This window comes from Flavobacterium sp. TC780 (assembly GCF_056783245.1).
Genome location: NZ_JBXBAV010000029.1, coordinates 1 through 25925 on the forward strand (window position 1 = coordinate 1; position 25925 = coordinate 25925).

The 25925-nt window shown below is 32.5% G+C and carries 12 protein-coding genes and 6 pseudogenes; 10 read left to right on the forward strand and 8 right to left on the reverse strand.

Annotation, left to right across the window (positions count from 1 at the left end):
- Positions 1-53 precede the first annotated feature (53 nt).
- From AC1RYN_RS02820 to secDF, 4 pseudogenes are all read left to right on the forward strand, one after another.
- Positions 54-374, forward strand: a pseudogene (locus AC1RYN_RS02820) (asparagine synthase B); the annotation flags it as partial.
- Between the two features lie 256 nt (positions 375-630).
- Positions 631-2574: pseudogene (gene gyrB / locus AC1RYN_RS02825) on the forward strand (DNA topoisomerase (ATP-hydrolyzing) subunit B).
- Positions 2575-2697: 123 nt separating this feature from the next.
- A pseudogene (locus AC1RYN_RS02830) lies at positions 2698-3632 on the forward strand (malate dehydrogenase).
- Positions 3633-3856: 224 nt separating this feature from the next.
- A pseudogene (gene secDF / locus AC1RYN_RS02835) lies at positions 3857-6828 on the forward strand (protein translocase subunit SecDF).
- Between the two features lie 524 nt (positions 6829-7352).
- Here the strand turns inward: secDF and lgt are convergent.
- The 5 genes from lgt to AC1RYN_RS02860 form a co-directional block, all read right to left on the reverse strand.
- Positions 7353-8282: a prolipoprotein diacylglyceryl transferase gene (gene lgt / locus AC1RYN_RS02840; RefSeq protein WP_481805749.1), complete on the reverse strand. Its 930-nt coding sequence runs from the start codon at positions 8280-8282 to the stop codon at positions 7353-7355.
- A gap of 63 nt (positions 8283-8345) precedes the next feature.
- Positions 8346-8588 carry a membrane protein insertion efficiency factor YidD gene (yidD, locus tag AC1RYN_RS02845; RefSeq protein ID WP_481805750.1) on the reverse strand — a complete coding sequence of 81 codons (243 nt, stop codon included), beginning with the start codon at positions 8586-8588 and terminating at the stop codon, positions 8346-8348.
- Between the two features lie 179 nt (positions 8589-8767).
- The gene (cysS, locus tag AC1RYN_RS02850) at positions 8768-10249 is read right to left on the reverse strand and encodes a cysteine--tRNA ligase (protein ID WP_481805751.1); all 1482 of its coding nucleotides are present in this window, start codon (positions 10247-10249) and stop codon (positions 8768-8770) included.
- A 116-nt stretch (positions 10250-10365) separates the two neighbouring features.
- Positions 10366-11037: a GTP cyclohydrolase I FolE gene (gene folE, locus AC1RYN_RS02855; RefSeq protein ID WP_129537629.1), complete on the reverse strand. Its 672-nt coding sequence runs from the start codon at positions 11035-11037 to the stop codon at positions 10366-10368.
- A gap of 212 nt (positions 11038-11249) precedes the next feature.
- Complete coding sequence (locus AC1RYN_RS02860; RefSeq protein ID WP_481805752.1) at positions 11250-12446, reverse strand: pyridoxal phosphate-dependent aminotransferase; 1197 nt, start codon at positions 12444-12446, stop codon at positions 11250-11252.
- Positions 12447-12567: 121 nt separating this feature from the next.
- On the opposite strand from AC1RYN_RS02860, the gene AC1RYN_RS02865 reads away from it, so the two are divergent.
- The 5 genes from AC1RYN_RS02865 to AC1RYN_RS02885 all read left to right on the forward strand — a co-directional run bounded on the left by AC1RYN_RS02865 (position 12568) and on the right by AC1RYN_RS02885 (position 20388).
- A complete protein-coding gene (locus AC1RYN_RS02865) occupies positions 12568-13890 on the forward strand; it encodes a PDZ domain-containing protein (RefSeq protein WP_481805753.1) in 1323 nt (440 codons plus the stop codon).
- Between the two features lie 153 nt (positions 13891-14043).
- Positions 14044-16689, forward strand: a complete 2646-nt coding sequence (locus AC1RYN_RS02870) for a T9SS type B sorting domain-containing protein (RefSeq protein ID WP_481805754.1) — start codon at positions 14044-14046, stop codon at positions 16687-16689.
- Between the two features lie 24 nt (positions 16690-16713).
- Positions 16714-17601, forward strand: a complete 888-nt coding sequence (locus AC1RYN_RS02875; protein ID WP_481805755.1) for a PorP/SprF family type IX secretion system membrane protein — start codon at positions 16714-16716, stop codon at positions 17599-17601.
- Between the two features lie 59 nt (positions 17602-17660).
- Positions 17661-19784, forward strand: coding sequence for an OmpA family protein (locus AC1RYN_RS02880; protein ID WP_481805756.1), 2124 nt, complete (start codon positions 17661-17663; stop codon positions 19782-19784).
- 121 nt (positions 19785-19905) lie between these two features.
- Positions 19906-20388, forward strand: a complete 483-nt coding sequence (locus AC1RYN_RS02885) for a hypothetical protein (RefSeq protein WP_481805757.1) — start codon at positions 19906-19908, stop codon at positions 20386-20388.
- A gap of 83 nt (positions 20389-20471) precedes the next feature.
- Here the strand turns inward: AC1RYN_RS02885 and AC1RYN_RS02890 are convergent.
- Positions 20472-20856 (reverse strand): annotated as a pseudogene (locus AC1RYN_RS02890) (DUF1573 domain-containing protein).
- 255 nt (positions 20857-21111) lie between these two features.
- Here AC1RYN_RS02890 and AC1RYN_RS02895 point away from each other — a divergent pair.
- A pseudogene (locus AC1RYN_RS02895) lies at positions 21112-23748 on the forward strand (valine--tRNA ligase).
- Between the two features lie 104 nt (positions 23749-23852).
- Here AC1RYN_RS02895 and AC1RYN_RS02900 read toward each other — a convergent pair.
- A complete protein-coding gene (locus tag AC1RYN_RS02900) occupies positions 23853-24443 on the reverse strand; it encodes a GyrI-like domain-containing protein (RefSeq protein ID WP_481805758.1) in 591 nt (196 codons plus the stop codon).
- A 457-nt stretch (positions 24444-24900) separates the two neighbouring features.
- Entirely contained in the window at positions 24901-25743 is an 843-nt protein-coding gene (locus AC1RYN_RS02905; RefSeq protein ID WP_481805759.1) for an APC family permease, read from the reverse strand.
- Between the last annotated feature and the right edge of the window lie 182 nt (positions 25744-25925).

Here is a 25925-nt window from a genome sequence, read left to right on the forward strand (position 1 = left end):
ACGTATTGCTAAATAATTAATACATGCTCCTGTTGTTAGGGAGGCAGCACCTAGTATTGTGGAGACAAAAAGAACAATTCTCAGATGGAGTAGGGTACAACTGGATTGATGAATTAATTGAATATTGTTCATCAAAAGTTACAGATGAGCAATTAGCTGGAGCAGTGGCTGAGTTTCCTTATAACTCACCAACAACAAAAGAAGCTTATTTTTATAGGTCAGTATTTCATAAGTACTATCCACAGGTTAGTGCAGCACAAACTGTTAGAAAATGGATTCCAAAATGGCAAGAAAATCAAGATCCAAGCGGAAGAGCAAATGAGGCTCACGTAAAAGCAGATATAGAAATTGCTAAATCGGGAGTTGTAGTTTAATAAAATGAGTTATATTTTGAATTAGAAATAATAAGAAAGTCAATTAGTAAAATTTCAAAACAGCATGTTGAATGTTCGTTTTGGAATTTTGTTATTTATAATAGTTACAGATTTTGTTTTTTATGCTATAAAAAACAGGATTTTTTAATAATATGTTGATAACTTAAGTGCTTTAGATGGTATTTTAACGGATATATAATTTGCGTTTTTATATATTTGCGTGTTAGACAAATATTACATTTTTAGAATAAATTATATGAGCGAAGAAATCAAGAAGAGCAATTATTCAGCAGATAGTATTCAGGCATTAGAGGGAATGGAGCATGTAAGAATGCGTCCATCGATGTATATTGGAGATGTGGGTGTTCGAGGACTACATCATTTGGTTTATGAAGTAGTAGATAACTCTATTGATGAGGCCATGGGAGGGCATTGTGATACCATTGGTGTAGCGATAAACGAAGATGGATCTGTAAGTGTGGAAGATAATGGTCGTGGTATTCCAGTAGATATACATAAAAAAGAAGGTGTATCGGCATTAGAGGTTGTAATGACTAAAATTGGTGCTGGGGGTAAATTTGATAAAGATTCATATAAAGTTTCTGGAGGTTTACACGGTGTTGGGGTTTCGGTAGTAAATGCCTTGTCAAATCACCTGCGAGCAACTGTTCACAGTAGCGATGGAAAGATATATGAGCAAGAATATGAAAAAGGAAAAGCGTTGTATCCTGTTAAGCAAATTGGTGAAACTACAAAAAGAGGAACTATTGTAACCTTTTTTCCTGACGAAACAATCTTTACACAAACTACAGAGTTCTCTTATGATACTTTGTCAGCTCGTATGCGTGAGCTTTCTTTCTTAAATAAAGGAATTACAATTACATTTACTGATAAAAGAGAAGTTGATGAAAAAGGTGAATTCAAAACAAGAGGTATTTCATTCTGACGAGGGATTAAAAGAATACATTCGTTATTTGGATGGAAACCGTTGAGCCAATTATTGCACACGTTATTTCTATGGATCATGAAAAAGGAGAAATTCCTGTAGAAGTAGCTTTGATTTATAATACAAGTTATACAGAGAATATTTTTTCTTATGTAAATAATATCAATACACACGAAGGAGGTACTCACCTGCAAGGTTTCAGAACTGGATTAACCAGATCGTTAAAGAAATATGCAGATGCATCTGGAATGTTAGATAAATTGAAATTTGATATTTCAGGAGATGATTTCCGTGAAGGACTTACAGCAATTATTTCGGTAAAAGTAGCTGAGCCACAATTTGAGGGGCAAACAAAAACGAAACTAGGAAATAGAGAAGTTGTTTCACCGGTAAGTCAGGCGGTGAGTGAAATGATTGAGAATTATTTGGAAGAAAATCCGAATGATGCTAGAATCATTGTTCAGAAAGTTATTCTTGCAGCTCAAGCTCGTCATGCAGCTAAGAAAGCACGTGAAATGGTACAGCGTAAAACCGTTATGGGTGGAGGCGGATTGCAGGAAAATTGTCTGATTGTTCAGAGCAAGATCCAGCACGTTGCGAAGTATATCTTGTCGAGGGAGATTCGGCAGGTGGAACTGCAAAACAAGGACGTGATCGTGCATTTCAAGCAATTTTGCCATTACGTGGTAAGATTCTGAATGTTGAGAAAGCAATGCATCATAAAGTATTTGAAAACGAAGAGATTCGTAATATTTTTACAGCTTTAGGAGTAACAGTTGGTACTGCTGAAGATAGTAAAGCATTGAATTTAGAAAAGCTACGTTACCATAAAGTAATTATTATGTGTGATGCCGATGTCGATGGTAGCCACATTTCTACTTTGATATTAACGTTCTTTTTCCGTTTTATGAAAGAGTTAATAGAGGAGGGACACGTGTATATTGCTGCTCCACCTTTATATTTGGTTAAAAAAGGAAATAAAAAAGAATATGCTTGGAATGATGTTCAACGTGATCAGGCTAACGAAAGAATGGGTGGAAGCGCTGCGATCAACGTTATAAAGGTCTTGGGGAGATGAATGCTGAGCAGTTGTGGGAAACTACAATGGATCCAAACTTCAGAACTTTACGTCAGGTAAATATTGATAGTTTAGCAGAAGCAGATAGAGTTTTCTCTATGTTAATGGGGGATGAGGTTCCTCCTCGTAGAGAATTTATCGAGAAGAATGCAGTTTATGCTAAAATTGATGCTTAAAAAAGTTTAATTATTTATATTTGTTTAAATGTCTTTTGCTTCTTTATTAATTACAAAGCAAATAATAATTAGCAAAAAAACGAATTAACAAAAAATAACTAATAACCGAATAAATTTTAAAATATGAAAGTTACCATTGTAGGAGCAGGAAACGTTGGAGCCACTTGTGCAGACGTTATTTCTTATAGAGGAATTGCAAGCGAAGTAGTATTGTTGGATATCAAAGAAGGTTTTGCTGAAGGTAAAGCTTTAGATATTATGCAATGTGCTACAAATACTGGTTTTAATACCAAAGTAACTTGGGGTAACAAATGATTATTCTAAAACTGCTGGTAGTGATGTAGTGGTAATTACATCAGGGATTCCTAGAAAGCCAGGGATGACTCGCGAAGAATTAATTGGAATCAATGCTGGGATTGTGAAAACAGTTGCTGAAAATGTATTGAAGCATTCGCCAGATACAATAATTGTAGTTGTTTCTAATCCTATGGATACAATGACTTATTTAGCATTGAAATCAACAGGATTACCAAAAAATAGAATAATTGGTATGGGAGGAGCACTTGATAAAGTTCTCGTTTCAGAACCTATTTGTCTTTAGCATTAGATAAGCCGGCTAATGATATTTCAGCTATGGTAATTGGAGGTCATGGAGATACAACAATGATTCCATTGACACGTTTAGCTTCATATAATGGTATTCCTGTAACAGAATTCCTTTCTGAAGAAGTTTTACAAAAAGTAGCTGCTGATACTATGGTGGAGGAGCTACGCTTACTGGACTTTTAGGTACGTCTGCTTGGTATGCGCGAGCTTCAGTAGCATATTTGGTTGATAGTATTTTGAATGATCAAAAGAAAATGATAGCATGTTCTGTTTTTGTTGAAGGCGAATATGGGCAAAATGATATTTGTATTGGTGTACCATGTATTATTGGTAAAAATGGTGTTGAAGAAATCTTAGATATCAAATTGAATGACCAAGAAAAAGCATTATTTGCTAAAAGCGCAGATGCAGTTAGAGGAATGAATGACGCTTTAAAGGCGATTTTAGTATAAGATTTACGAGTAAATAGAAGAAGACTGCACTTTTGCAGTCTTTTTTTTGAGATTAATTAATAAATAAATTGGTTAATCTTTTCGTTAATTATATATTTGCTCGGTTTAAAAAAAATGATGTAATTCATAATTCCGTTATTTAAATATAAAAACTTGCTCAAAGGCTTGGTTTTGTATGATTTAAAACAAAACAAACTATAAAACATAATTAATTTTTAGTAATAATGCAGAATAAAGGACTTATTAAATTTTTCGCAATTCTATTTGCATTGGTAAGTATTTACCAACTTTCCTTCACTTTTGTCGCTGATAAGGTAAAAAGTGATGCGAAATCTTTCGCAGGAAACGATCCTGATAAAGAAATTAAATATTTGGATTCTATTGGTAAAGAAAAAGTTTTCAATCTAGGATTTACTAGTTTTACTTTTAACGAAGTAAAAGATAAGCAAATCAATAAAGGTCTTGACTTAGAAGGAGGAATTAATGTTATTCTTCAAATTTCTGTAAAAGACGTTTTGAAAGGATTGGCTAATAATTCTAAAAATCCAGTTTTTAATAAGTCATTAGCGGATGCAACTGCAAATCAAAAAGGAAATCAAACGTATTTAGATGCGTTTTTTGAAGCATTTGAAGCAAATTCAAATGGAACAGTAAAATTAGCTTCTCCAGATATCTTTGCTAACAGAAGTTTGCAAGGTGAAGGTGGAATTGATTTCCAAATGAGTGATGCTCAAGTAAAAAAAGTAATCAAAAGAAAAGTTGATGAGTCTGTAGATAGTGCTTTTGGAGTACTAAGAAAACGTATCGATAAATTTGGTGTAACACAGCCAAATATTCAAAAAATTGGAGAAACAGGAAGGATTCTTGTTGAACTTCAGGTGCGAAAGATGTTGATAGAATCAAGAAATTATTGCAAAGTACTGCTCAATTAGAGTTTTGGGAAACATACAAAATTGAAGAAATGGGAAACTTCTTAATGGCTGCTAACGAAGCCTTGAAGAAAACCGAAATCAATAAAGTTGAAACTAAAGCTGTAGTTAAAGATTCATTGAATGATTTACTTACAGGTGGTAAAGATTCACTTGCCACTAAAAAAGGGAATAATCCTTTATTTGATAAAATGATAGGTCAAGGTGGTGGACCAATTTTAGGTCTTTTCTCACCAAAAGATACTGCTGTTGTAAACAGCTATTTAAAAAGATCTGACATCAGAGTATTATTAGCTCCGGATCAACATTATGCAAAATTTGTTTGGGGTAAACCAACAGATATTAAAGACGCAAAAGGAAAAGAAATTGAAGCTATTGAGTTATATGCTTTAAAAGGAAATAGAGATAACGTTGCTGCAATGAGTGGTGGTGTTGTAACTGATGCTAAAGATACTTTTGACCAAATGGGTAAACCAGCTGTATCGATGCAAATGAACAGTCAGGGGGCTAAGTCTTGGGAAGAATTAACAGGAAGAGCTTATACTCAAAAAAGTAATATTGCTATCGTTTTAGATGATATCGTATATTCTGCTCCAGGAGTTTCTAGTGGTCCAATTTCAGGAGGAAGATCAGAGATTTCAGGTGTATTTGATGTTACAGAAACTAAAGATTTAGCAAACGTATTAAGAGCTGGTAAATTACCTGCTGCTGCAGACATTGTTCAGTCAGAAGTTGTAGGGCCATCCCTGGGACAAGAAGCTATTGATAATGGAACAACTTCTGCTATCGTAGGTTTACTTTTAGTATCTCTTTGGATGATGATTTATTATGGTAAAGCAGGTTGGTATGCAAATCTTGCATTAGCAGTTAACTTACTTTTCTTATTTGGTATTTTGGCAAGTTTAGGAGCGGTTCTTACTTTACCAGGTATTGCAGGTATCGTATTAACAATGGGAACGGCTGTAGATGCGAATATTATTATATATGAAAGAGCAAAAGAAGAATTGCGTGCAGGTAAAACTCTAGACGAAGCAATTAAAACTTCATATAGCTGGAGAGGTGCAATGTCATCTATTACAGATGCAAACGTAACGCATATTTTAACTGGAGCTGTATTATTTATATTTGGTTCAGGACCAATTAAAGGTTTTGCTACAACTTTATTAATAGGTATTATTACCTCTTTATTTACTTCTATCTTTATAGCTAGAATATTTATTGATAGAAACATTAGTAGAAAGAATGATTTAACATTCGTAACTAATTTCTCTAAAAACATGTTTAATAACTTCCATTTTAATTTCTTAGGAGTTAAAAAATGGACTTATTTATTCTCAAGTGTTGTAGTGGTAGTAAGTATTGTATCATTATGTATAAATGGACTTGATCAAGGTGTAGATTTTGTTGGAGGAAGAACATTCCAAATTCGTTTTGAAAAACCTGTTCAGGCAGAAGTTGTAAAAGATGAATTAGCTGTAGTTTTTGGTAGTGCAGAAGCAAAAGTTTTTGGTAAGGACAACCAATTAAAAATTACAACTAAATACAAAGTTGCAGACCACGGTGTTAAAGCTGATGAAGAAGTAAATAAATTGTTGTTTGATAATTTGAAAAAATATTATTCAGAAGGGTTGACTTATGATAAATTTGTTAATGCTTATGAAGGTAAAAAACTAGGTATAGTTCAAGCTTCAAAAGTTGGACCGGCAGTTGCAGAAGATATTAAAACAAATGCTTATTGGGCTGTACTTGGAGCAATGGCAATTGTATTCTTATATTTGATGATAAGTTTTAGAAAATGGCAGTTTAGCTTAGGTGCAATTGCAGCTATTGCTCATGATGTTATCTTCGTATTAGGTATTTATTCATTATGTTATAAATTTATGCCATTTGGTATGGAAGTAGATCAGCACTTCATTGCGGCGATCCTTACTGTTATTGGTTACTCAATGAATGACACAGTTATTGTATTTGACAGGGTTCGTGAATTCTTAGCAGGAAAAACAAAAGGTTCTTTTGAGCAGATTGTAAATGACTCTATTAATACAACAATGTCGAGAACAATTAATACTTCATTAACAATGATCGTGGTATTATTGATCATGTTTATTTTTGGAGGAGAATCAATTAGAGGATTTATCTTTGCTATGTTGGTTGGTATTATTGTAGGAACATATTCTTCATTATTTATTGCAACTCCAGTGTTAGTAGATTCTATCTCTTCTGCTGATAAGATTGCTATCGAAGAAAGACATAAAAATGCTGAATAACCTTTGTGTTATTTAAAGAAAAGGATCCAATGAAAATTGGGTCCTTTTTTTTGTGCAAGTTTTTTTGAAATATAGTGGAGTTTAAAATATTGGTATACAGGTATAATGCTGTAAAATCTTAGGTGGGGCCAAACATTGATAATGCAGCTATGTTTTTAAGAGGGGTAAAGAATTCGATAAGTAATAAAGTTCTTGGTGGGATTTACTTCGTCAGTTGGTTATTATTTCTGCTCTTTTACGTCGTAAAGCTAGCTTAGAATGCTGTGAAATTGTTCGTAACAAATAGAGGAATAGTTAAATCTGTAATTGCATGTGGATGTAGTTACTTGTTGGTTGTTTAGCTAGATGAAGTGATAAGCAACGACTTGGTATGGTTGAGGTGGAAGAGCAATGTTTGTTGTAGGTATCAAAATTGTTAGATATAAAAGAGATTAAATGCTAAATAGAAACTTATAATAATAAAACAAAAAAATACCCGATACTCATTAAATGGTGTCGGGTATTTTTTTATGTGTTTGTTTTATTTAGCTTAAAGAAGATTTTTTATTGGCTCTGATCATAAAGTAGGCTCCTACTATAATAAACGGAATACTTAGCCATTGTCCTGTTGAAAATAGGCCTAATTCGCTTTCAATACCGCCTTGACTTTCTTTTACAAATTCAACAATGAAACGAACTACAAATAAAAGAACTAGAAACAAACCAAATAAAAATCCTGGTTTTTGGCTAGCATTTGTTTTCCAATATAAATAGTAAAGAATAGCAAATACAAAAATGTAACAAAATCCTTCATACAGTTGAGTGGGATGTTTTACTGGAACTTGTGCTAATAGATCAGTAAATTTTGGGTCAGTGGCAATTGCAGTATATGCTTCTTTTGGGTTTGCAATTTGTGTTTGGTTTACAGCATCATTTTTGCTAAATGTATCATGTAAAAAGCGAATTCCAAAAACAGAATCTGTTTCTTTCCCAATGATTTCTGAGTTAAAGAAGTTTCCTAGACGTACAAATATTGCTCCACTGGCAACAGGAAGTACAACTCTGTCTAATATCCATAATAAAGGTCGTTTTAATATTTTTTTGCTGTAATAGTACATTGCAATTATAATTGCTACTGCTGCACCATGACTAGCTAAACCTTGGTAGCCTGTAAACTCAAAATTTGGACTGAAACGAAATGGTAAAAAGATTTCTGAGATATGATTTCTGTAATATTCCCAATCATAAAATAATACGTGGCCTAAGCGAGCTCCAACTAAAGTAGCTAAAACTGTCCAGATAAAAAGCGAGTCTAATTTATCTATAGGTTCGTTTTCACGTTCGAAAATTTGTTTCATTATGTACCATCCTAATCCAAAGGCGATTACAAACATTAGGCTGTAATATCGAATCATAAAAAAACCTAAATCAATTCCTTCCGAAGGATTCCAAACAATGTTTAAAGCGTGTATCATGTAGTAGTATATTTTTATGTTGTAAAAATAAAAATTTAAAATAGAGTTATACTTTATAAAAAGTTAATGTTTGTGGTTGCATTTTTTCTCGGGAACAGGGTCGTAACCGCTTCTTCCCCATGGATGGCAACTGAGTATTCGTTTGATTCCTAAATAGCCGCCATAAAATAAACCATGCGTTTGTAAGGCTTCAATCATATAACTTGAGCACGTTGGTTCAAAACGGCAAGCAGCAGGAGTAAAGGGAGAAATCGCATTCTGGTAAAACCGTACAAGTAAAACAAATGGATATATGAGGATCTTCATCACTTAAACTTGTAGATTAACGATTTTGAAATAAAGGAACGAAAAAAATGCTTAAACATATTTGAATTTTTAAATAAATTAAACAGTTATAATTTTTCTTTCAAAGGATGTCTGAAATCAAGAATCGTTAATCATAACTCAAATTTCATTAAGCAATTAATAAAATTTAATTGTTTTGGCTAATTGACACTAAATAAAGTTCCGTCTTTACCGTCTTTCAATTGAATACCTAATTCAATCAATTGATCTCTAATTTTATCAGAAAGAGCAAAGTCTTTATCAGCTCTTGCTTGATTTCTCATTCCAATTAGCATAGTTACAACACCTTCCAATTTGTCATTATTCGTGTCTGATGCTTTTTCATCTTTAAGCCCTAGCACGTCAAACACAAATGCTTTTAATGAAGTTGTTAGGTTATTTAAATCTTCAGAGGTAATAGTTTCCTTTTTCTCTTTTAATAAATTAACATAACGAACGGCTTCGAATAATTGTGCGATTAAAATAGGAGTGTTAAAATCATCATTCATGGCATCGTAGCATAATTGTTTCCAGCTAGCAATGTTAATTGATGAAGAGGTACTTGGGGTAATCGAATCTAATGAATCGAGCGCTTCCATTAATCGTTTGTATCCTTTTTCGGCAGCAACAATAGCATCATCCGAAAAATCTAAGATGCTTCGGTAATGTGCTTGTAACATAAAAAAACGTGCAACAGAAGCAGAGAAAGGTTTGCTAAGAATAGTGTTTTCTCCGCTCAAAATTTCACCAGGTAAAATATTATTCCCAGTTGATTTAGCCATTTTTTTTCCGTTTAGAGTAAGCATGTTTGCATGCATCCAATAATTTACTGGACTCTGACCAGTACAAGCTTCGTTTTGAGCAATTTCACATTCATGATGAGGGAATTTTAAATCCATTCCACCACCGTGAATGTCAAAATGATTGCCTAAATATTTAGTGCTCATTGCAGTACATTCAAGATGCCAGCCAGGGAAACCATCGCTCCATGGTGAAGGCCATCTCATTATATGTTGTGGTTCTGCTTTTTTCCAAAGAGCAAAATCCTGAGGGTTTCTTTTGTCTGATTGACCGTCAAGATCACGTGTATTAGCTAGCATATCTTCGATATTTCGCCCGCTTAAAATACCATAATTATTGGTTTCGTTATATTTTACAACATCAAAATATACTGAACCATTTGCTTCGTAACCAATTCCAGTGTCAATTATTTTTTTGACAATCTCAATTTGCTCAATAATATGACCAGTTGCAGTAGGTTCAATACTAGGAGGTAAAAAATTAAAAGCTTTAAGAATGTCATGAAAATCTACAGTATAACGCTGTACAATTTCCATTGGTTCCAATTGCTCTAAACGTGCTTTTTTGGCAATTTTATCTTCTCCCTCATCTACATCATCAACAATATGACCAACATCAGTAATATTTCGTACATAGCGCACTTTGTAATCCAAATGTAAAAAATACCTAAAAATTACATCAAATGACATAAAAGTTCTTACATTTCCTAGGTGTACATTGCTGTAAACCGTAGGCCCGCAAACATACATTCCAACATTTCCTTCATGAATAGGATTGAAATTCTCTTTTTCACCTGAAAGTGAATTGTATATTTTTAGATGTTGACTTGTATATAAAGGCATGTTATTTTACTGTTTGATTATTGATTTGAAGCTATTCCTGCTGTTCGCTATATCTTTTACTGGCTAAAGAAGCATCAGGGCTAGTTCATAAATATAGTTTTGAAAGAGGTTATAAATTAGAACTGTGTTTCTAATTTAATGTAGTCCAAAAATTCTCTTCTTGTTTGAGGATCTTTAAATTTACCACCAAATTCAGATGTTACAGTACTGCTTTCAATATCTTTAATTCCTCTTGAGTTTACACAAAGGTGCTTTGCATCTATAACGCAAGCTACATCTTCAGTACCAAGTGCTCTTTGTAATTCTTGAACAATTTGCATAGTTAAGCGCTCTTGTACCTGAGGTCTTTTAGAGTAATACTCAACAATTCGGTTCATTTTTGATAGACCAATTACTCTTCCGTTAGAGATGTAAGCAACATGGGCTCTTCCTATAATTGGTAATAAATGGTGTTCGCAGGTAGAATAAAGCGTAATGTTTTTTTCAACCAACATTTCGCCATATTTATAATTATTATCAAAAGTAGATGCTTTAGGCTTTCTTACAGGATTAAGTCCTCCAAAAATTTCTTTAACAAACATTTTAGCTACTCTATTTGGAGTACCTTTTAAACTGTCATCTGTTAAGTCCATTCCAAGTGTAATCAGAATATTTTCAACATCTTTCTTTATTTTTTCAATTTTTTCATCGTCAGTAATTGCAAAAGCATCTTCTCTAATTGGGTTTTGCGCACTTGATCCGATATGATTGTCACCTATTTCGTCTAAAAAATCTTCGTTATTTATCATTAAAAACTACTATTATAATGGGTATATCTTTTTGAGTGCGTAAAGATAATTAATAAAAGGGAAACAGTTTCTATCGTTTCTACTATTTAATGTGCAGTTTTTAGATATAAATTAATTCTGAGACCCGTATGTGCCTAAAACAGAAATGACAACAACTTTTAATCGTTGTTGCCATTTGCATTTTATTAACTATATGTTTTTTTTATTGCCTCCTATTTTTTAGCATTATATACTAAAAGAGCCTCTTTTAAAACAGTAACAGCTTGAATTAAATCTTCTTTGTTTAAGACATATGCAATACGTACTTGGTTTAATCCCATTCCTGGAGTTGAGTAAAATCCTGCAGCAGGAGCAATCATGACAGTTTTACCGTTATAATCGTAACTTTCTAATAGCCATTGTGCAAAATCATCTGCATTATCAATAGGTAATTGAGCGATACAGTAAAATGCTCCTTTAGGTTTGGTAACTATAACTCCTTCTATTTTATTAAGCTCAGCGATTAAAGTATCTCTTCGTCCTCTGTATTCAGAAATTACTTCATCAAAATAACTTTGAGGAGTGTCAATAGCAGCTTCACAAGCAATTTGTTCAATGGTAGGTGGGCTTAAACGAGCTTGTGCAAATTTCATTACTGTTGCAATGACATCTTTATTTTTAGAAATTAAGCATCCAATTCTAGCACCACACATACTATAACGTTTAGAAACCGAATCAATCATAATTACGTTTTGTTCGATACCTTTTAGATTCATTACTGAATAATGAATGTCGCCATCATAGGTAAACTCACGATATACTTCGTCGGCAATTAGGTATAAATCATGTTTCTTAACTAAATCTGCTAATTGTAAAATCTCAGACTCAGAATATAAATATCCAGTTGGGTTTCCAGGATTACATATTAGTATAGCTTTTGTTTTTGGTGTAATCAGTTTTTCGAAAGAAGCAATACTAGGTAAAGCAAATGCTGTTTCAATGTTTGAAATAACAGGAACTACAGTTGCGCCAGTTGAAGCCGAGAAAGCATTATAATTAGCGTAAAAAGGTTCAGGAATAATAATTTCGTCTCCCGGATCGGTAATTGTTGCTAATGCAAAAAGCAAAGCTTCAGAACCTCCAGTTGTAATAATTATATCTTCCTTATTTACGTTTACGTTCTGGTGTTGGTAAAATTGAGCTAGTTTTTTTCTATAACTTTCATAGCCTGCAGATGGACTATATTCAATAATACTTAAATCAATATTTTTTATGGCCGCGATGGCGACTTCGGGTGTTTTTATATCAGGTTGACCAATGTTTAAGTGATACACTTTATGTCCTTTTTTCTTAGCTATATCAGCATAAGGAGCAAGTTTTCGTATCGGTGATTCGGGCATGTTTTTGCCTTTGCTTGAAATTTTTGGCATGATCTAAATTATTGAAGTGCAAATTTGCATTTTTTTTTCGAATTTAACGTAAACAATATATGTAGTTGTGAATTTGTATTAATTAACTAAAATTTTAGTATTTTTATAAGAAATACTCTTAATGAAAAGAAAATTTACTTTGTTTTTTTTGCAAATAATCACTGTTACTGCATTTGCGCAGCAGGGATTTGTTATTGATGAGCGTACAGATAGAGTTACTATTCCCTTTAAGTTAATAAATAATTTAATTTTTATACCTATAAATGTCAATGGTGTCGAATTAAATTTTTTATTAGATTATGGAGTAGACGATACCGTACTTTTTAGTTTAGAAGATAAAAAAGAGGTACGATTCTTTAATATTGAGAAAATAAAACTAAGAGGTTTAGGGATCGAAGAGTCTATTGAAGGTTTAAAGTCTACTAATAATACATTAGAAATAAATGGTTTGAAATCGAGCAATAATCTATTGTATATTATATTAGATCAGGAATTTAATTTATCATCACATATAGGTATTCCTGTAAATGGAATTATTGGCTATCGATTTTTTCAAAATAATCTGGTTGAAATAAATTATCAGAATAAAAAAGTAACGGTCTATCGAGATACGGCCAAGTATAGAAAAAAATTAGAGAAAAAATTCAAAAATATTCCAATCACAATCGAGAGAGCAAAACCTTATCTTTATTCAAATGTAGTTATTGATAGTCTAGGAATTCCTGCTAAGTTGCTAATCGATACGGGAAATAGTGACTCTTTTTGGGTTTTTCAAAATCCAAAGATTAAATTACCAAAGAGAAATTTTGAAGATTATTTAGGAAAAGGATTCAGTGGTGATATTGAAGGAAGAAGAGCTAGAATTCCAAAATTTTCTATTGGAGATTTCGATTTCATACATCCTATTGTTGCCTTTCCAGATTCTACTTCCATTCGAAATGTGAAAATGGTTCCTGATAGAATAGGTTCTGTAGGAGGAGAGATATTGAGACGATTTACTGTAGTTTTTGACTACGAAAATCAAAAAATGTATTTCAAGAAAAATAGAGAGTTCTCTCATCCTTTTACATATAATAAAAGTGGAATCATTATTCAGCACAATGGATTACAATGGGTGCAAGAAACGGTACATCTGGAAACTGTTCCTATGGGAGGAGAAACTTTTGATAAGAATGGGACAAAAATTAGTAGCGACTTTAGATATAAATTTCAGTTAAAACCAGTTTTTGAAATTGCTAATATTCGAAAAAAATCTGCAGCAGAACGTTCAGGCTTAAAAAATGGGGATGTTATTATTAGTATTAATAAAAATAAGGCGTATAGATATTCATTACAGCAAATAAATACATTATTAAAATCTGAAGATGATATATGGATAAGTTTAGAAGTTGAAAGAGATAGTCAAATTTTAAAATTCAGGTTTCAACTAACAGATGAGTTATAAGATTATTTTGTGATTTAGAAATATCTATGTTTTAAATTGCTGAAATTTAACACTTTGTTTTGTTTCCGTTTTGTATGTTAATTATTAAAAAAGCTATGGCTTTGGTGTTAAGGAATTGATTTACTATTTTTAACAAAAAATTAATAATAATATATGTCCAAAAAATACTTTGCTGAACTAAAGTTGCTTTTGTTTTTACTAGCTTTATTTTTATTACCTATCAAAAATTTTGGTCAATGTGCGGGTTTGGATACCAAAACTAGTGTATGCGATATTCCTAATGCTGCGAGTCAAACGATTGATTTATTTGGATTGCTAGATGGGAGCCCTATCGCTGGAGGTACTTGGACTGATGATGATCTTTCGCAAGGACTCGATAGTACTACAGGAATTTTAAATGCCCAGCTAATAAGAAAAAGTGGATTTTATAGATTTACTTATACAGTTTCAGGAGTACCAGGCTGTACTGATAACTCGGCAACAATTACAGTTGCTATTGGAGGATATCCAGGTGTTTCAGGGCCTACTGGGGCAGCATGTACAGATGCTAATGCATATGATTTATTTCATGTTTTTAATGGAGCTTTTTTAAGTCCACAATCTAATGGTAAATGGTATAATAATACAAAAGGAGAGCCTGTTGTAGGGAGTACTATTAATCCTAAAGAGTTAGGAGTTGGCACTTATCAGTTTACATATTCATTTCCAGCTATAGGAGATTGTGCAGGGCCCGTTTCTTCAACGGTATTTGTTACTGTTTATAGAGCACCAGAAGCAGGTGCACCAGCTAATTTATTGTTATGTGATAGTGATGATTTATCAATTTATTCTAATCTGGATTTAAATAGTAGGCTTTCTGGTGAAGATCCTAATGGAGAATGGTCAGACAATGAAAACACAGGAGAAATTACATCCATAAAAGATCATTTTATAGATGTACAAAAAATTTATAAGACTTTCGGAGAAGGAATTTATACATTTACTTATACAGTTAGTAATACTCCACATCCTATATGTAAAATTGATTTTGCTACTGTAAGAATACGAATAGAAAAAAGAATTGATCTTACAGGAGCGACATTGGTTGTTAGTTCAGATATATGTGAGCCAGATATGCTTAGAGCCACTTATTCGGCAAAGCTTACTAGCGGAGCCAAAGTTATTCCAAACGGGCAATACAATATTACTTATAAAATATCAGGTCCGTCATCGGCAACTAATACCGAATTGTTGACTATTAATAACGGTTCTGTAACTTTTTCATTGCCGTCAATATTTTTTCAAAAGGTAGGTCAATATAAAATTGAAATTACTGAATTTACTTCTTTTACAACTGAGGGGGCATGTAATACTATAATTGATAAATTATCAGATGTTTTAACTATTCATCCAATTCCTAAGCTTGATTCGGCAAAAATAAAAATCAATCCAGTTTGTCAAAATAAAAGCGCGCTAGTACAAATTACTGGAGCTTCAAGCCTTCCAGATGGAACATATAGTATTGTTTATAAAGTAACGGGCGCAAATAATACCAATGCACAAGTAGCTTCGATTGCTGTTGTAAATGGAGCAGCAAGTTTTATAATACCATCAACTTTAACTGCTAAGGATGGAAATTCATTAGTTGTGATTACAAACATTACAAATCCCACTGTCGGCTGTACAAATACTGCAAATGTATCAGGAAATATGGTGGTTAATCCTTTGCCTAATTCAATTGATATTAAGCTAGAAATAAAAGATTATTGTTTGAATGAGCCAGTACCAGTTTCGATTTCTGGACTCGGAACGTTAAAAGATGTTACAATTCTATACACTATTTCGGGAAGTAATTTGGCTGCAGCGCAAATAATAACCTTAGCTGTGTCAAGTGGGAAAGTAAGTTTTGTTATTCCACAAAATCTACTTGCTAATACAGGGGTTACCAGAGTTACAATTACAAAAGTTACGAATAATGAAACAACTTGTGATATTGTACCTACAGGTTTATTTGATGATTTCTTGATAAACACTATTCCGATTGCGCCAGCAACGAGTCCTCAAATATTTTGTAAATCAGATGGAGCTACAGTTGCTAATTTAACACCTAACGGGACACAATATAAATGGTATGATTCTGTCATGGCTACTACACCTTTGTCTGCTTCAACGGTATTGGTATCTGGTAATTATTACGTTAAAGAAACAGCGCTTTCAGGCGGATGTGTATCGCCAGCAAATTTAAGTGTCGTTACTATAAATGATATACCAGCGCCAGTATTAAAACCAAAAGGACAAGAATTTTGTGGAATAAATAATCCTACAATTGCTGATTTATCTCATAATACCAATGCTTCGGCTTCGATAGTTTGGTACGATGCCCAAGATAATGGAAATCAGTTAACCAATACAACTTTGCTTCAGGACAATGTGACATATTATGGGTTTGATTTTTCAACCACTATCAATTGTTTTTCGAATGATGTTTTGATCGCAAAAGTTTCGCTTACAAATTGTTCTACTACAGAATATGCAGATTTCTTTATCCCCGACGGATTTTCTCCAAATGGGGATGGTACAAATGACACTTATGCAATTCCCGATATAGACTTTTTATATCCCGATTATACACTCGAAATTTATAATAGATATGGGAACTTAATGTTTAAAGGCAATAAAAATAAACCAGATTGGGATGGTAAAAATTCTGATTCCAAAATAATTGATGGAGTAGCTCCAAATGGTGTTTATTTTTATGTTGTCCATTTTAATAAAGATAATAGACCGCCTTTACAAGGTCGTCTTTATTTAAATCGATAACTCCTACTTTAATATAATTTTCAGATGAAAAAAGTAATACTAATTATAAGTTTTCTTTTCTATATTATTGATGGATCTGCTCAGCAAGACCCAGAATACACACATTATATGTATAATATGAGTATGGTAAATCCAGCGTATGCAACAGGAACTCCATCAATGTTGAATTTAGGAACGATATATAGAACGCAATGGGTTGGTGCAGTTGGTGCACCTAAAACATTTAATTTTTTTGGACATACTTCCTTGAGTAATAAAATAGAAGCGGGAGTCTCATTGATTTCTGATGATATAGGGGATGGTGCTAAAAAAGAGAATAATTTTTATGCCGATTTTGCATACATACTAGAGCTAGGAGGAAATAACAAGCTTTCACTAGGATTAAAAGCAGGACTTACTTCTTTGCAAACAAATTTTAATGGATTCCAATTTCAGAGTGGAGATGTAACAACCGATATGGCTTTCGCCGAAAATATCAATGTTACCAAGCCTAATATTGGTATAGGTGCTTATTATTTTACAGATAAATTTTATGTTGGATTGTCAGCACCAAATTTATTGAAGTCCAAACATATCGAAGAAAAATCAGGGATAAACGCTTATGGCTCTGAAGACATTCATACTTTTTTGACTGCAGGATATGTTTTTCAGCTTAGTGATATGTTTAAACTGAAACCTGCTTTTATGTCTAGATTTGTTGTTGGAGCGCCCGCTTCTGTAGATATAACTGCAAATGTTTTGTATAATGAGAGGTTTGAATTGGGGGCTGCTTACAGAGTAAATGATGCAGTTAGTATTTTAATGAATGTAAACGTAACCAAAGCAATTCGAGTAGGTTATGCATATGATTATACGACAACTAATTTTGGTCAATTTAATTCTGGAACGCATGAAATTATGCTTCTTTTTTGATTTGGATTTATTAGGTAAAGGATATGATAAATCACCAAGATTCTTTTAAAATGAAAAATATGAAAAAATTACTAGTTATTATATTCGTATTTTCAATACAGTTTATTAGTGCTCAAGAGCAGAATATTGTTCGGGCAAAGCGCTTTTTTGATAAAACATATTACAGTGAAGCCATTCCCTTATATGAAAAAATAGTCTCAGAGAAGCCTTCGGCAGAAGCCATAAAAAACTTAGCCGACTCCTATTATTATACCAATGATCTAAAGAAAGCACAACAATATTATAGACTTCTGATTAAAAATTATGACAAAGATTTAGATAGAAACTACTATTTTAAATATGCTCATGCACTTAAAGCAACTAATAGCTACCAGGAGGCAAGTGACGTTTTAAAACAATACTATTCTAAAAACAGTCAGGATTATTTAGATTTTGAAAATGCTACAAAAGAACTAGAGAATGTTTCGGCAATCGGAGACAGGTATAGGATTAAAAATCTAGCCATAAATACCAAAAATTCTGAGTTTGGAGCAGTAAAATATGGAGATAGTTTGGTTTTTGCAGCAGTAAAAAAGAAGCCAGGACTGTTTGATAAAATGTATAAATGGGATAATGAAACCTATCTTAATTTAGTTTCGGCATCAATAAATAGAATAAATGCAGGAGATTCGATTGCTTATTATTTTGCAAAAGAATTAAAAACAGGGATGCACGAATCTAATGCAGTTTTCACAAAAGATGGTAAAACCATTTATTTTACACGAAATAATTATAAGAATGGAAGGAGAGGAAAAAATGATGATAAAATTTCGAATCTTCAAATTTTTAGAGCTGAACTCGTAAAAGGAAAATGGAAAAATGTGATATCACTTCCGTTTAATAGTGACAATTATTCAGTAGAACATCCAGCATTGAGCTTAGATGAAAAAACATTATACTTTGCTTCGGATATGCCAGGAACATTAGGATCATTTGATATTTTTTCAGTAACTATAAATGAAGGAGCATATGGGAATCCTCTGAATTTAGGAGCGCTGATTAATACAGATAAGAGAGAGCAGTTTCCTTTTGTTTCAAAAGATAATAGACTTTATTTTTCATCTGATGGGCATCTGGGATATGGTTCACTCGATGTATTTGTTTCCGAAATAAAAGATGGAACCTATAAAAAACCTCTCAATGTGGGTCTGCCATTGAATTCAAATTTGGATGATTTCTCGTTTACTATAGATTCAGATACCAAAGAAGGATATTTTGCATCGAATAGAGCAGGAGGGAAAGGAAGTGACGACATATATCAATTAAACGAAATCAAACCATTACTAATTGAAGATTGTAACCAGCTCATTGCAGGAATAATTACAGATATTGATACAAAGCTACCTTTAGAAAATGCTGTAGTTATTCTTCAACAGGAAGAAAGCAAGCAATTACGTACAATAGTAACTTCGGCAGACGGTAGATTTAATTTTAAAGTAGCTTGCGAGTTATCTTATACGATTTCGGCATCTAAAGAAAATTATACCGATAATTCCAGAACTTTAATTCTAGATAAAACTAGAGGGAAAAGCAATGATGCTTCAATGGCACTTAAGTCTCTTGAGGTTATAAAACAAGAAGAGAAAAAATTAGTTGAAGAGAAAAAACAAAAAGAAGCATTGGAGTTGGTTGCTTTAAAAGCAAATGAAGCCAAAGCTAAAGCGAATGAAATTGCTCAAATTGAAATCAGGAAAAAAGAAAAAGCTGAGAAGGCAGTTGCAGACCGAAAAGAAAAGATAGAGAAAATTATTGCACAAGAAAAAGATGTAGTAAGAGATAAAGACCGATTAATTATCAAGACAGATCCTATTTATTTTGATTATGATTTGTGGTATATAAGAAAAGAATCTAAAATTATCTTAAATAGAGTTGTAGAATTAATGAAGAAATATCCAGATATGGTGGTTGAGATTGGCTCACATACAGACTCCAGAGGCAATGATAAGTACAATGCTAATTTATCTCAAAAAAGAGCAGAATCGACTAAAGAGTATTTGATAGATTCAGGAATTGATAAAAAGAGAATTATTGCTAAAGGATACGGAGAGTCGGTGCCAATTGTAAAATGTAAAACTGACGATGCTTGCAACGAAGAGCAACACGAATTAAATAGACGTAGTGAATTTGTAATTAAGAATTTATAAATCGTTATGTTGTTTTAAAATAAAAAGGCTTTTAAATAAATCAAGATTTTGTTTAAAAGCCTTTCTTTTGGTCACTTTTTTATTTAATTTTATAAGATATATGAACTTAAAATATTTAATTATGAAGAATCTAGTCCTGCCTTTTTTGCTTGTGTCTTGTGTTATGCTTCAGAGCTGCAAAAAAAATGAAACTCAGAAAGAAACCGATGCTGCTAAATCGGATGCTGAAAGTATTGTAAGTGTTCAATGTTATAAAGCAGTCTATGAAAATGATACTATCGATTTAAAATTAAATACTTTAAAAAATGGAAAAATAAGTGGAGATATGGTAATGAAAATTGCTGGCGCACCACATAAAAATGGAGAAATCAATGGAGAATTTAAAGGAGATACTTTATTTGCAGATTATGCTTTTATAGAAGGAACAAACAAGGATAAAAAGTTCAAAAATCCTATGGCATTTTTAAAAAGAGAAAAACAACTTATTGTAGGTAATGGAGCTATGGAAACGTATTTAGGGAGAACTTATTTTGCTAAAGGTAAGCCTATCGATTTTGAGCGTGTAAAATATAAACTTGAAACTACGGACTGTGTAGATAAATAAAACCTGCGAAAGTAAATCAATAAAAAAAATCGCTTCCTAAATTTTAGGAAGCGATTTGACTTTATGGGAATTTAATTTGAATGTTAATTAGAAACTTCTCCTTTAATTTTTAAAGCGACACGACCCTCTGGGTAATTTACTGCATTAGTTTCAACAGTAATTGTTTTTCTTATTCGTCCTGGAGCCATATTAAATTTTACTTCAATTTTACCTGATTTTCCAGGCATAATTGCCCGCACTTGGTTTAGATACAATACTAATACCTGCTGTAGACTGTACTGATGTGATAATTAAGGGGAGCATCTCCAAGCATGGTAAATTCAAAGGACTTAACCCCGTTATCACCTTTACTTACTGTACCATAATCAATAGTATTATCCTTGGCAGCAAAATCAATTTTTGGGCCGTTTTAGCAAGACCAATGGTTGTAACCATTAAGATTGCTATAAATGAGGCTACTTTCTTCATTTGAAATTGTTTTAAGTTATTAAGTAAATATACTTTCTTTTAATTAATACACAAATTATTAATTCGCTTTTTATAGTGTACTTAATTATTTACTTTTGTCATCTATAATAAATACAAAAATCAAACCAAAGTATAAAAGTTGATTTGCTTAACTATTTAAGCGTTTATTTAATTGATAAAAAGACGATTAAAAAAAATAGGTAAAAGAGAAATTAATGATTAAACAAATTAACGATTAAATATATCCAAGATAAAATGACAATTCCAGCACAATTTGACGCTAAAACAATCGAAAATAAATGGTACGACTACTGGATGAAAAATAATTATTTTCATTCGGAACCAGATCATAGAACGCCTTATACAATTGTAATTCCTCCTCCTAATGTTACTGGAGTCTTGCATATGGGGCATATGCTTAACAATACCATTCAGGATGTATTGATAAGAAGAGCGCGTCTTAAAGGATTCAATGCTTGTTGAATCGGAACAGATCATGCATCGATTGCAACAGAAGCTAAGGTTGTTGCTAAATTAAAAGCCGAGGGAATCAATAAAAATGATTTAACACGTGAGGAGTTTTTAGCGCACGCTTGGGAGTGGACAGATAAGTATGGTGGTGTAATTTTAGATCAGTTAAAAAAATTAGGAGCTTCTTGCGATTGGGAACGTACCAAATTTACAATGGATCCAGATATGTTGGCTTCAGTAATTCGTTCGTTTGTTGATTTGTATAATAAAGGGTTAATTTATTAGAGGGATACCGAATGGTAAACTGGGATCCTGAAGCAAAAACGACTTTGTCTGACGAAGAAGTTATTTATGAAGAACAACAAGGAAAATTATTTTTCTTAAAATATAAAATTGGAACAGAAGAGTTTTTAACTGTTGCTACGACGCGACCAGAAACTATTTTTGGAGATACAGCTATTTGTATCAATCCAAATGATGAGCGTTTTACACATTTAAAAGGTAAAAAGGCTATTATTCCTATCTCAGGAAGAGTAATTCCTATTATCGAAGATGAATATGTAGATGTAGAGTTTGGAACTGGATGTCTTAAAGTGACTCCTGCGCATGACATGAATGATAAAACGCTTGGAGAGAAGCATAATCTGGAAATTGTAGATATTTTTAATGAAGATGCTACACTTAATAGTTTTGGATTGCATTATCAAGGAAAAGACCGTTTTGTGGTTCGTGCCGAAATTGCAAAAGAACTAGAAGAAATTGGTGCTTTGGCTAAAACTGAGATTCACCTTAATAAAGTAGGAACTTCAGAAAGAACCAAAGCAGTTATTGAACCAAGATTATCAGATCAATGGTTCCTTAAAATGGAAGATTTAGTAAAACCAGCAATTAAATCTGTTTTGGTTGATGGAGATATTAAATTACACCCAAAACGTTTTGAAAATACTTATGCCCATTGGTTAAATAATATTCGCGATTGGAATATCTCTCGTCAATTATGGTGGGGACAACAAATTCCTGCTTATTATTATGGTGACGGAAAAGAAGATTTTGTAGTTGCTGAAAATATAGAAGATGCGTTAAAATTAGCACAAGAGAAAACTGCTAACGTTTCACTTAAAACATCTGACTTAAAACAAGATGTTGATGCATTAGATACTTGGTTCTCATCTTGGTTATGGCCAATGTCAGTTTTTGGAGGTATAATGGATCCAGAAAGCGAAGATTATAAATATTATTATCCGACAAATGACTTGGTTACAGGTCCAGATATCTTATTTTTCTGGGTTGCCAGAATGATTATTGCAGGTTACGAATATGCAGGTGAAAAACCATTTACAAATGTATATCTGACAGGTTTAGTACGTGATAAACAACGTCGTAAGATGTCTAAATCATTAGGTAATTCACCAGATCCTTTAGATTTAATCAATACATTTGGTGCCGATGGAGTACGTGTAGGATTGCTTTTAAGTGCTTCTGCAGGAAATGATATTATGTTTGATGAAGAGCTATGTAATCAAGGGAAAGCATTCTCAAACAAAATTTGGAATGCTCTTAAATTGATAAAAGGATGGGAGGTTTCGGAAACGATTCCACAACCAGAATCATCAAAAGTAGCTATAGAAATGGTTTCAGGCAAAGTTTCAGCACGCATTAGTTGATATTGAAGATAATTTTGAAAAATACCAGGAAAATTCTCATTCATTAATGGCAATTTATAAATTGGTATGGGATGATTTCTGTTCTTTATTCCTTGAAATGATCAAACCAGCTTACCAACAGCCAATTGATAAAAAGACATTTGATAAAGCAATCGAAATTTTAGAAAATAACTTGAAATTGCTTCATCCGTTTATGCCTTTCCTAACAGAAGAAATATGGCATATACTTGCTGAAAGAACTCCTGAAGAAGCTTTAATTGTTTCGACTTGGCCAGAATTAAAACCATTTGATGCAAAATTAATTACAGATTTTGAAAATTCGGTTGAAGTGATTTCTGGTATTAGAACGATTCGTAAAGAAAAGAATATTGCAATGAAAGATAGTATTGAATTAAAAGCGATTAACAGCGAGAAATTTTCTACTTATTTTGATTCTGTAATAACTAAACTTGGAAATATATCTGCTTTCGAATACGTTTCGGATAAAGTAGACGGAGCTTTGTCATTTCGAGTAAAGTCTAATGAATATTTTATCCCAATAACAGGAGGGAATATTGATGTTGAAGCTGAAATTGCAAAATTAAATGCAGAGTTGGTTTATACACAAGGATTCTTGAAATCGGTTCAGTCTAAATTGGCAAATGAGAAATTTGTTGCAGGTGCGCCAGAGAAAGTTTTGGCTAACGAAAAACAAAAAGAAGCTGATGCTTTAGCAAAAATTGCTACAATCGAGCAAAGTTTAGCAGGTTTGAAATAAGAAACTAGGATTTTTCTTTTAAATATAAATCCCAATACTGAATTAGTATTGGGATTTTTTTATTTAAATGAGGTTTTATTTTACAGGTTCTCTTAGTATCGTTTTCAATTTTTCAGGAGATGTCTTTCGAAAGTCTGACAAATAGATTTCATGATGCATTCCGTTTTTGTACAAATTATTTTCCTTGAAAATTCCTGAATTTGTTTGAGTGTTTCAGGTTCATTGGCAAAAGGCCCAACATGAAGAATTTGTATTACTTTGCCTTCCGCCATTTCATAAAATTCAATTGTACTTGCTAATTTTATTTCCTTTTTAATGACAATTGCAATAGCGGTTTCAACTTGTTCTTTGGAGACAAAATCAGGCATTCTAATCATGACTCTATAATTCCATTCGCTTCTGGGGATTTTTAATGGTGCCTCATCTATAGATATGTTAACGTATTTTTCTTCATCAAAACTCCATAACGCTTCGAGTTTAGGAACGACAAAATCATTGTTTAATGCTTTACATATAAATTTTATCGTGTAAGCTGTTGAATATAACGCCTGAATATTATCAGTAAAAGTTTTTCCAGAAGGATCACCTTTACCAACAATTGATAAATAATGTGCTTTTTGAATATAAACTATTTGAGGCTCAGTTTTAGCTGTATAGTATGCTTTATCTGTCTTTGTTAAATCTAATTTATCCATTTTATGTATGTTTAGATTACAAAGTAATTACAACTAGTGACAACCCTATGTCATTAGTAATTCTGTTTTTACTTTTTTTCTCGTTGAAAAAGAGAAACAAAGGATAAGAAGAAACCGCTGTGATACCAATTATGATTAGAAAGCTTTCTGGGTCACTATAAATGAATCCGATTAATAATGCTAATGAAACTAAAATGGCTAAAATAGTCGTCCAAGGGTACCAAAAAGAGTGATAAGGTCTAGGTAAATAGGGTTCCGTTATACTTTTAATTTTATAAGCGAAAAATAAGCCAATCCCAAACAATAATAGAAGTGAATGCAGCAAAGGAGAATAAATATTTCAAACGACCCGATACAGATCAGGAATAAACTAAATAATGAGGAAACCAAAAGAGCAACAATTGGTGTGCCGCCTTTATTCACAATTGTGCCTTTCTCAATAAAAAAGCCATCACGACTAATCCGTATAAAATTCTGGAGGAATCATCATAAAGGCATTCAGTATGCTAATTAGAGAAAAAATTGCGATTACAGTGACTATAATAGCGCCATTCTTTCCGAAGATAATGTTTGCTACATCGGCAGCGGCCAGATTAGATTTAGCTAAAGTTTCGATTGGCAAAACATGAAAGAACGCAATATTTAATAAAACATAAATAGCAATTACAAGTAGTGCACCACTATATAAAGAACGTGGAATGTTTTTGCTTGGATTGTCATTTTCTTCTGCAAAAAAACAAACTCCGTTCCAACCATTATAGGTACCGATAATAAGCTGAAGAGATTTAAAGAATCCAAATAAGAGTCCGATATTATAAAAAGAACTATCTTTTTGGATTGGGGGTAATTTTACTCCAGAGTACATAAAACAAGCAATAACCAAGGCTACAAAACAAATAACTTTAATGAAACTGGTAATCTGTTGGATAACACTGCCATTTTTTATACCACTTAAATGTAGCAATACAAATACAATTAATAATAATATGGCAATTTCTGTTGAATAGTTTCCTAGACTGGGGAACAGGATAATAAGGTATTCGCTAATAACGATGCAGTAAAATGCGGGTGGAATTACATTGGTTATAGAATCAAACCAACCTGATAAAAAGCCTGCATAATTACCAAAAGCTCTTTTGATGTAGTTATAAGATCCTCCAGCTTTAGGAAGCATAGTAGCTAGCTCAGCATATGAATTAGCGCCTATTAAGATAAAAAGACCACCAAAAAGCCAAGAAGCAATAATAAGCCAATAATTATCTAGCAGCCCAGCTATATACCAGGTGTTCGTAAATCCCAACTCCTATTGTTCCTCCAATTAATACCGCAATATTAAAGCTCAGCCCCAGACTTTTCTTTAATTGGTTCTTTTTGGAATCTGACATATTTAGATTTTGTTTTTTTTGATTATTAAGACCACAAAAGTAGTATAATTAGAGTGTCTTTTTTTAATCAAAAAACCCCGTTTAATAATAAACGAGG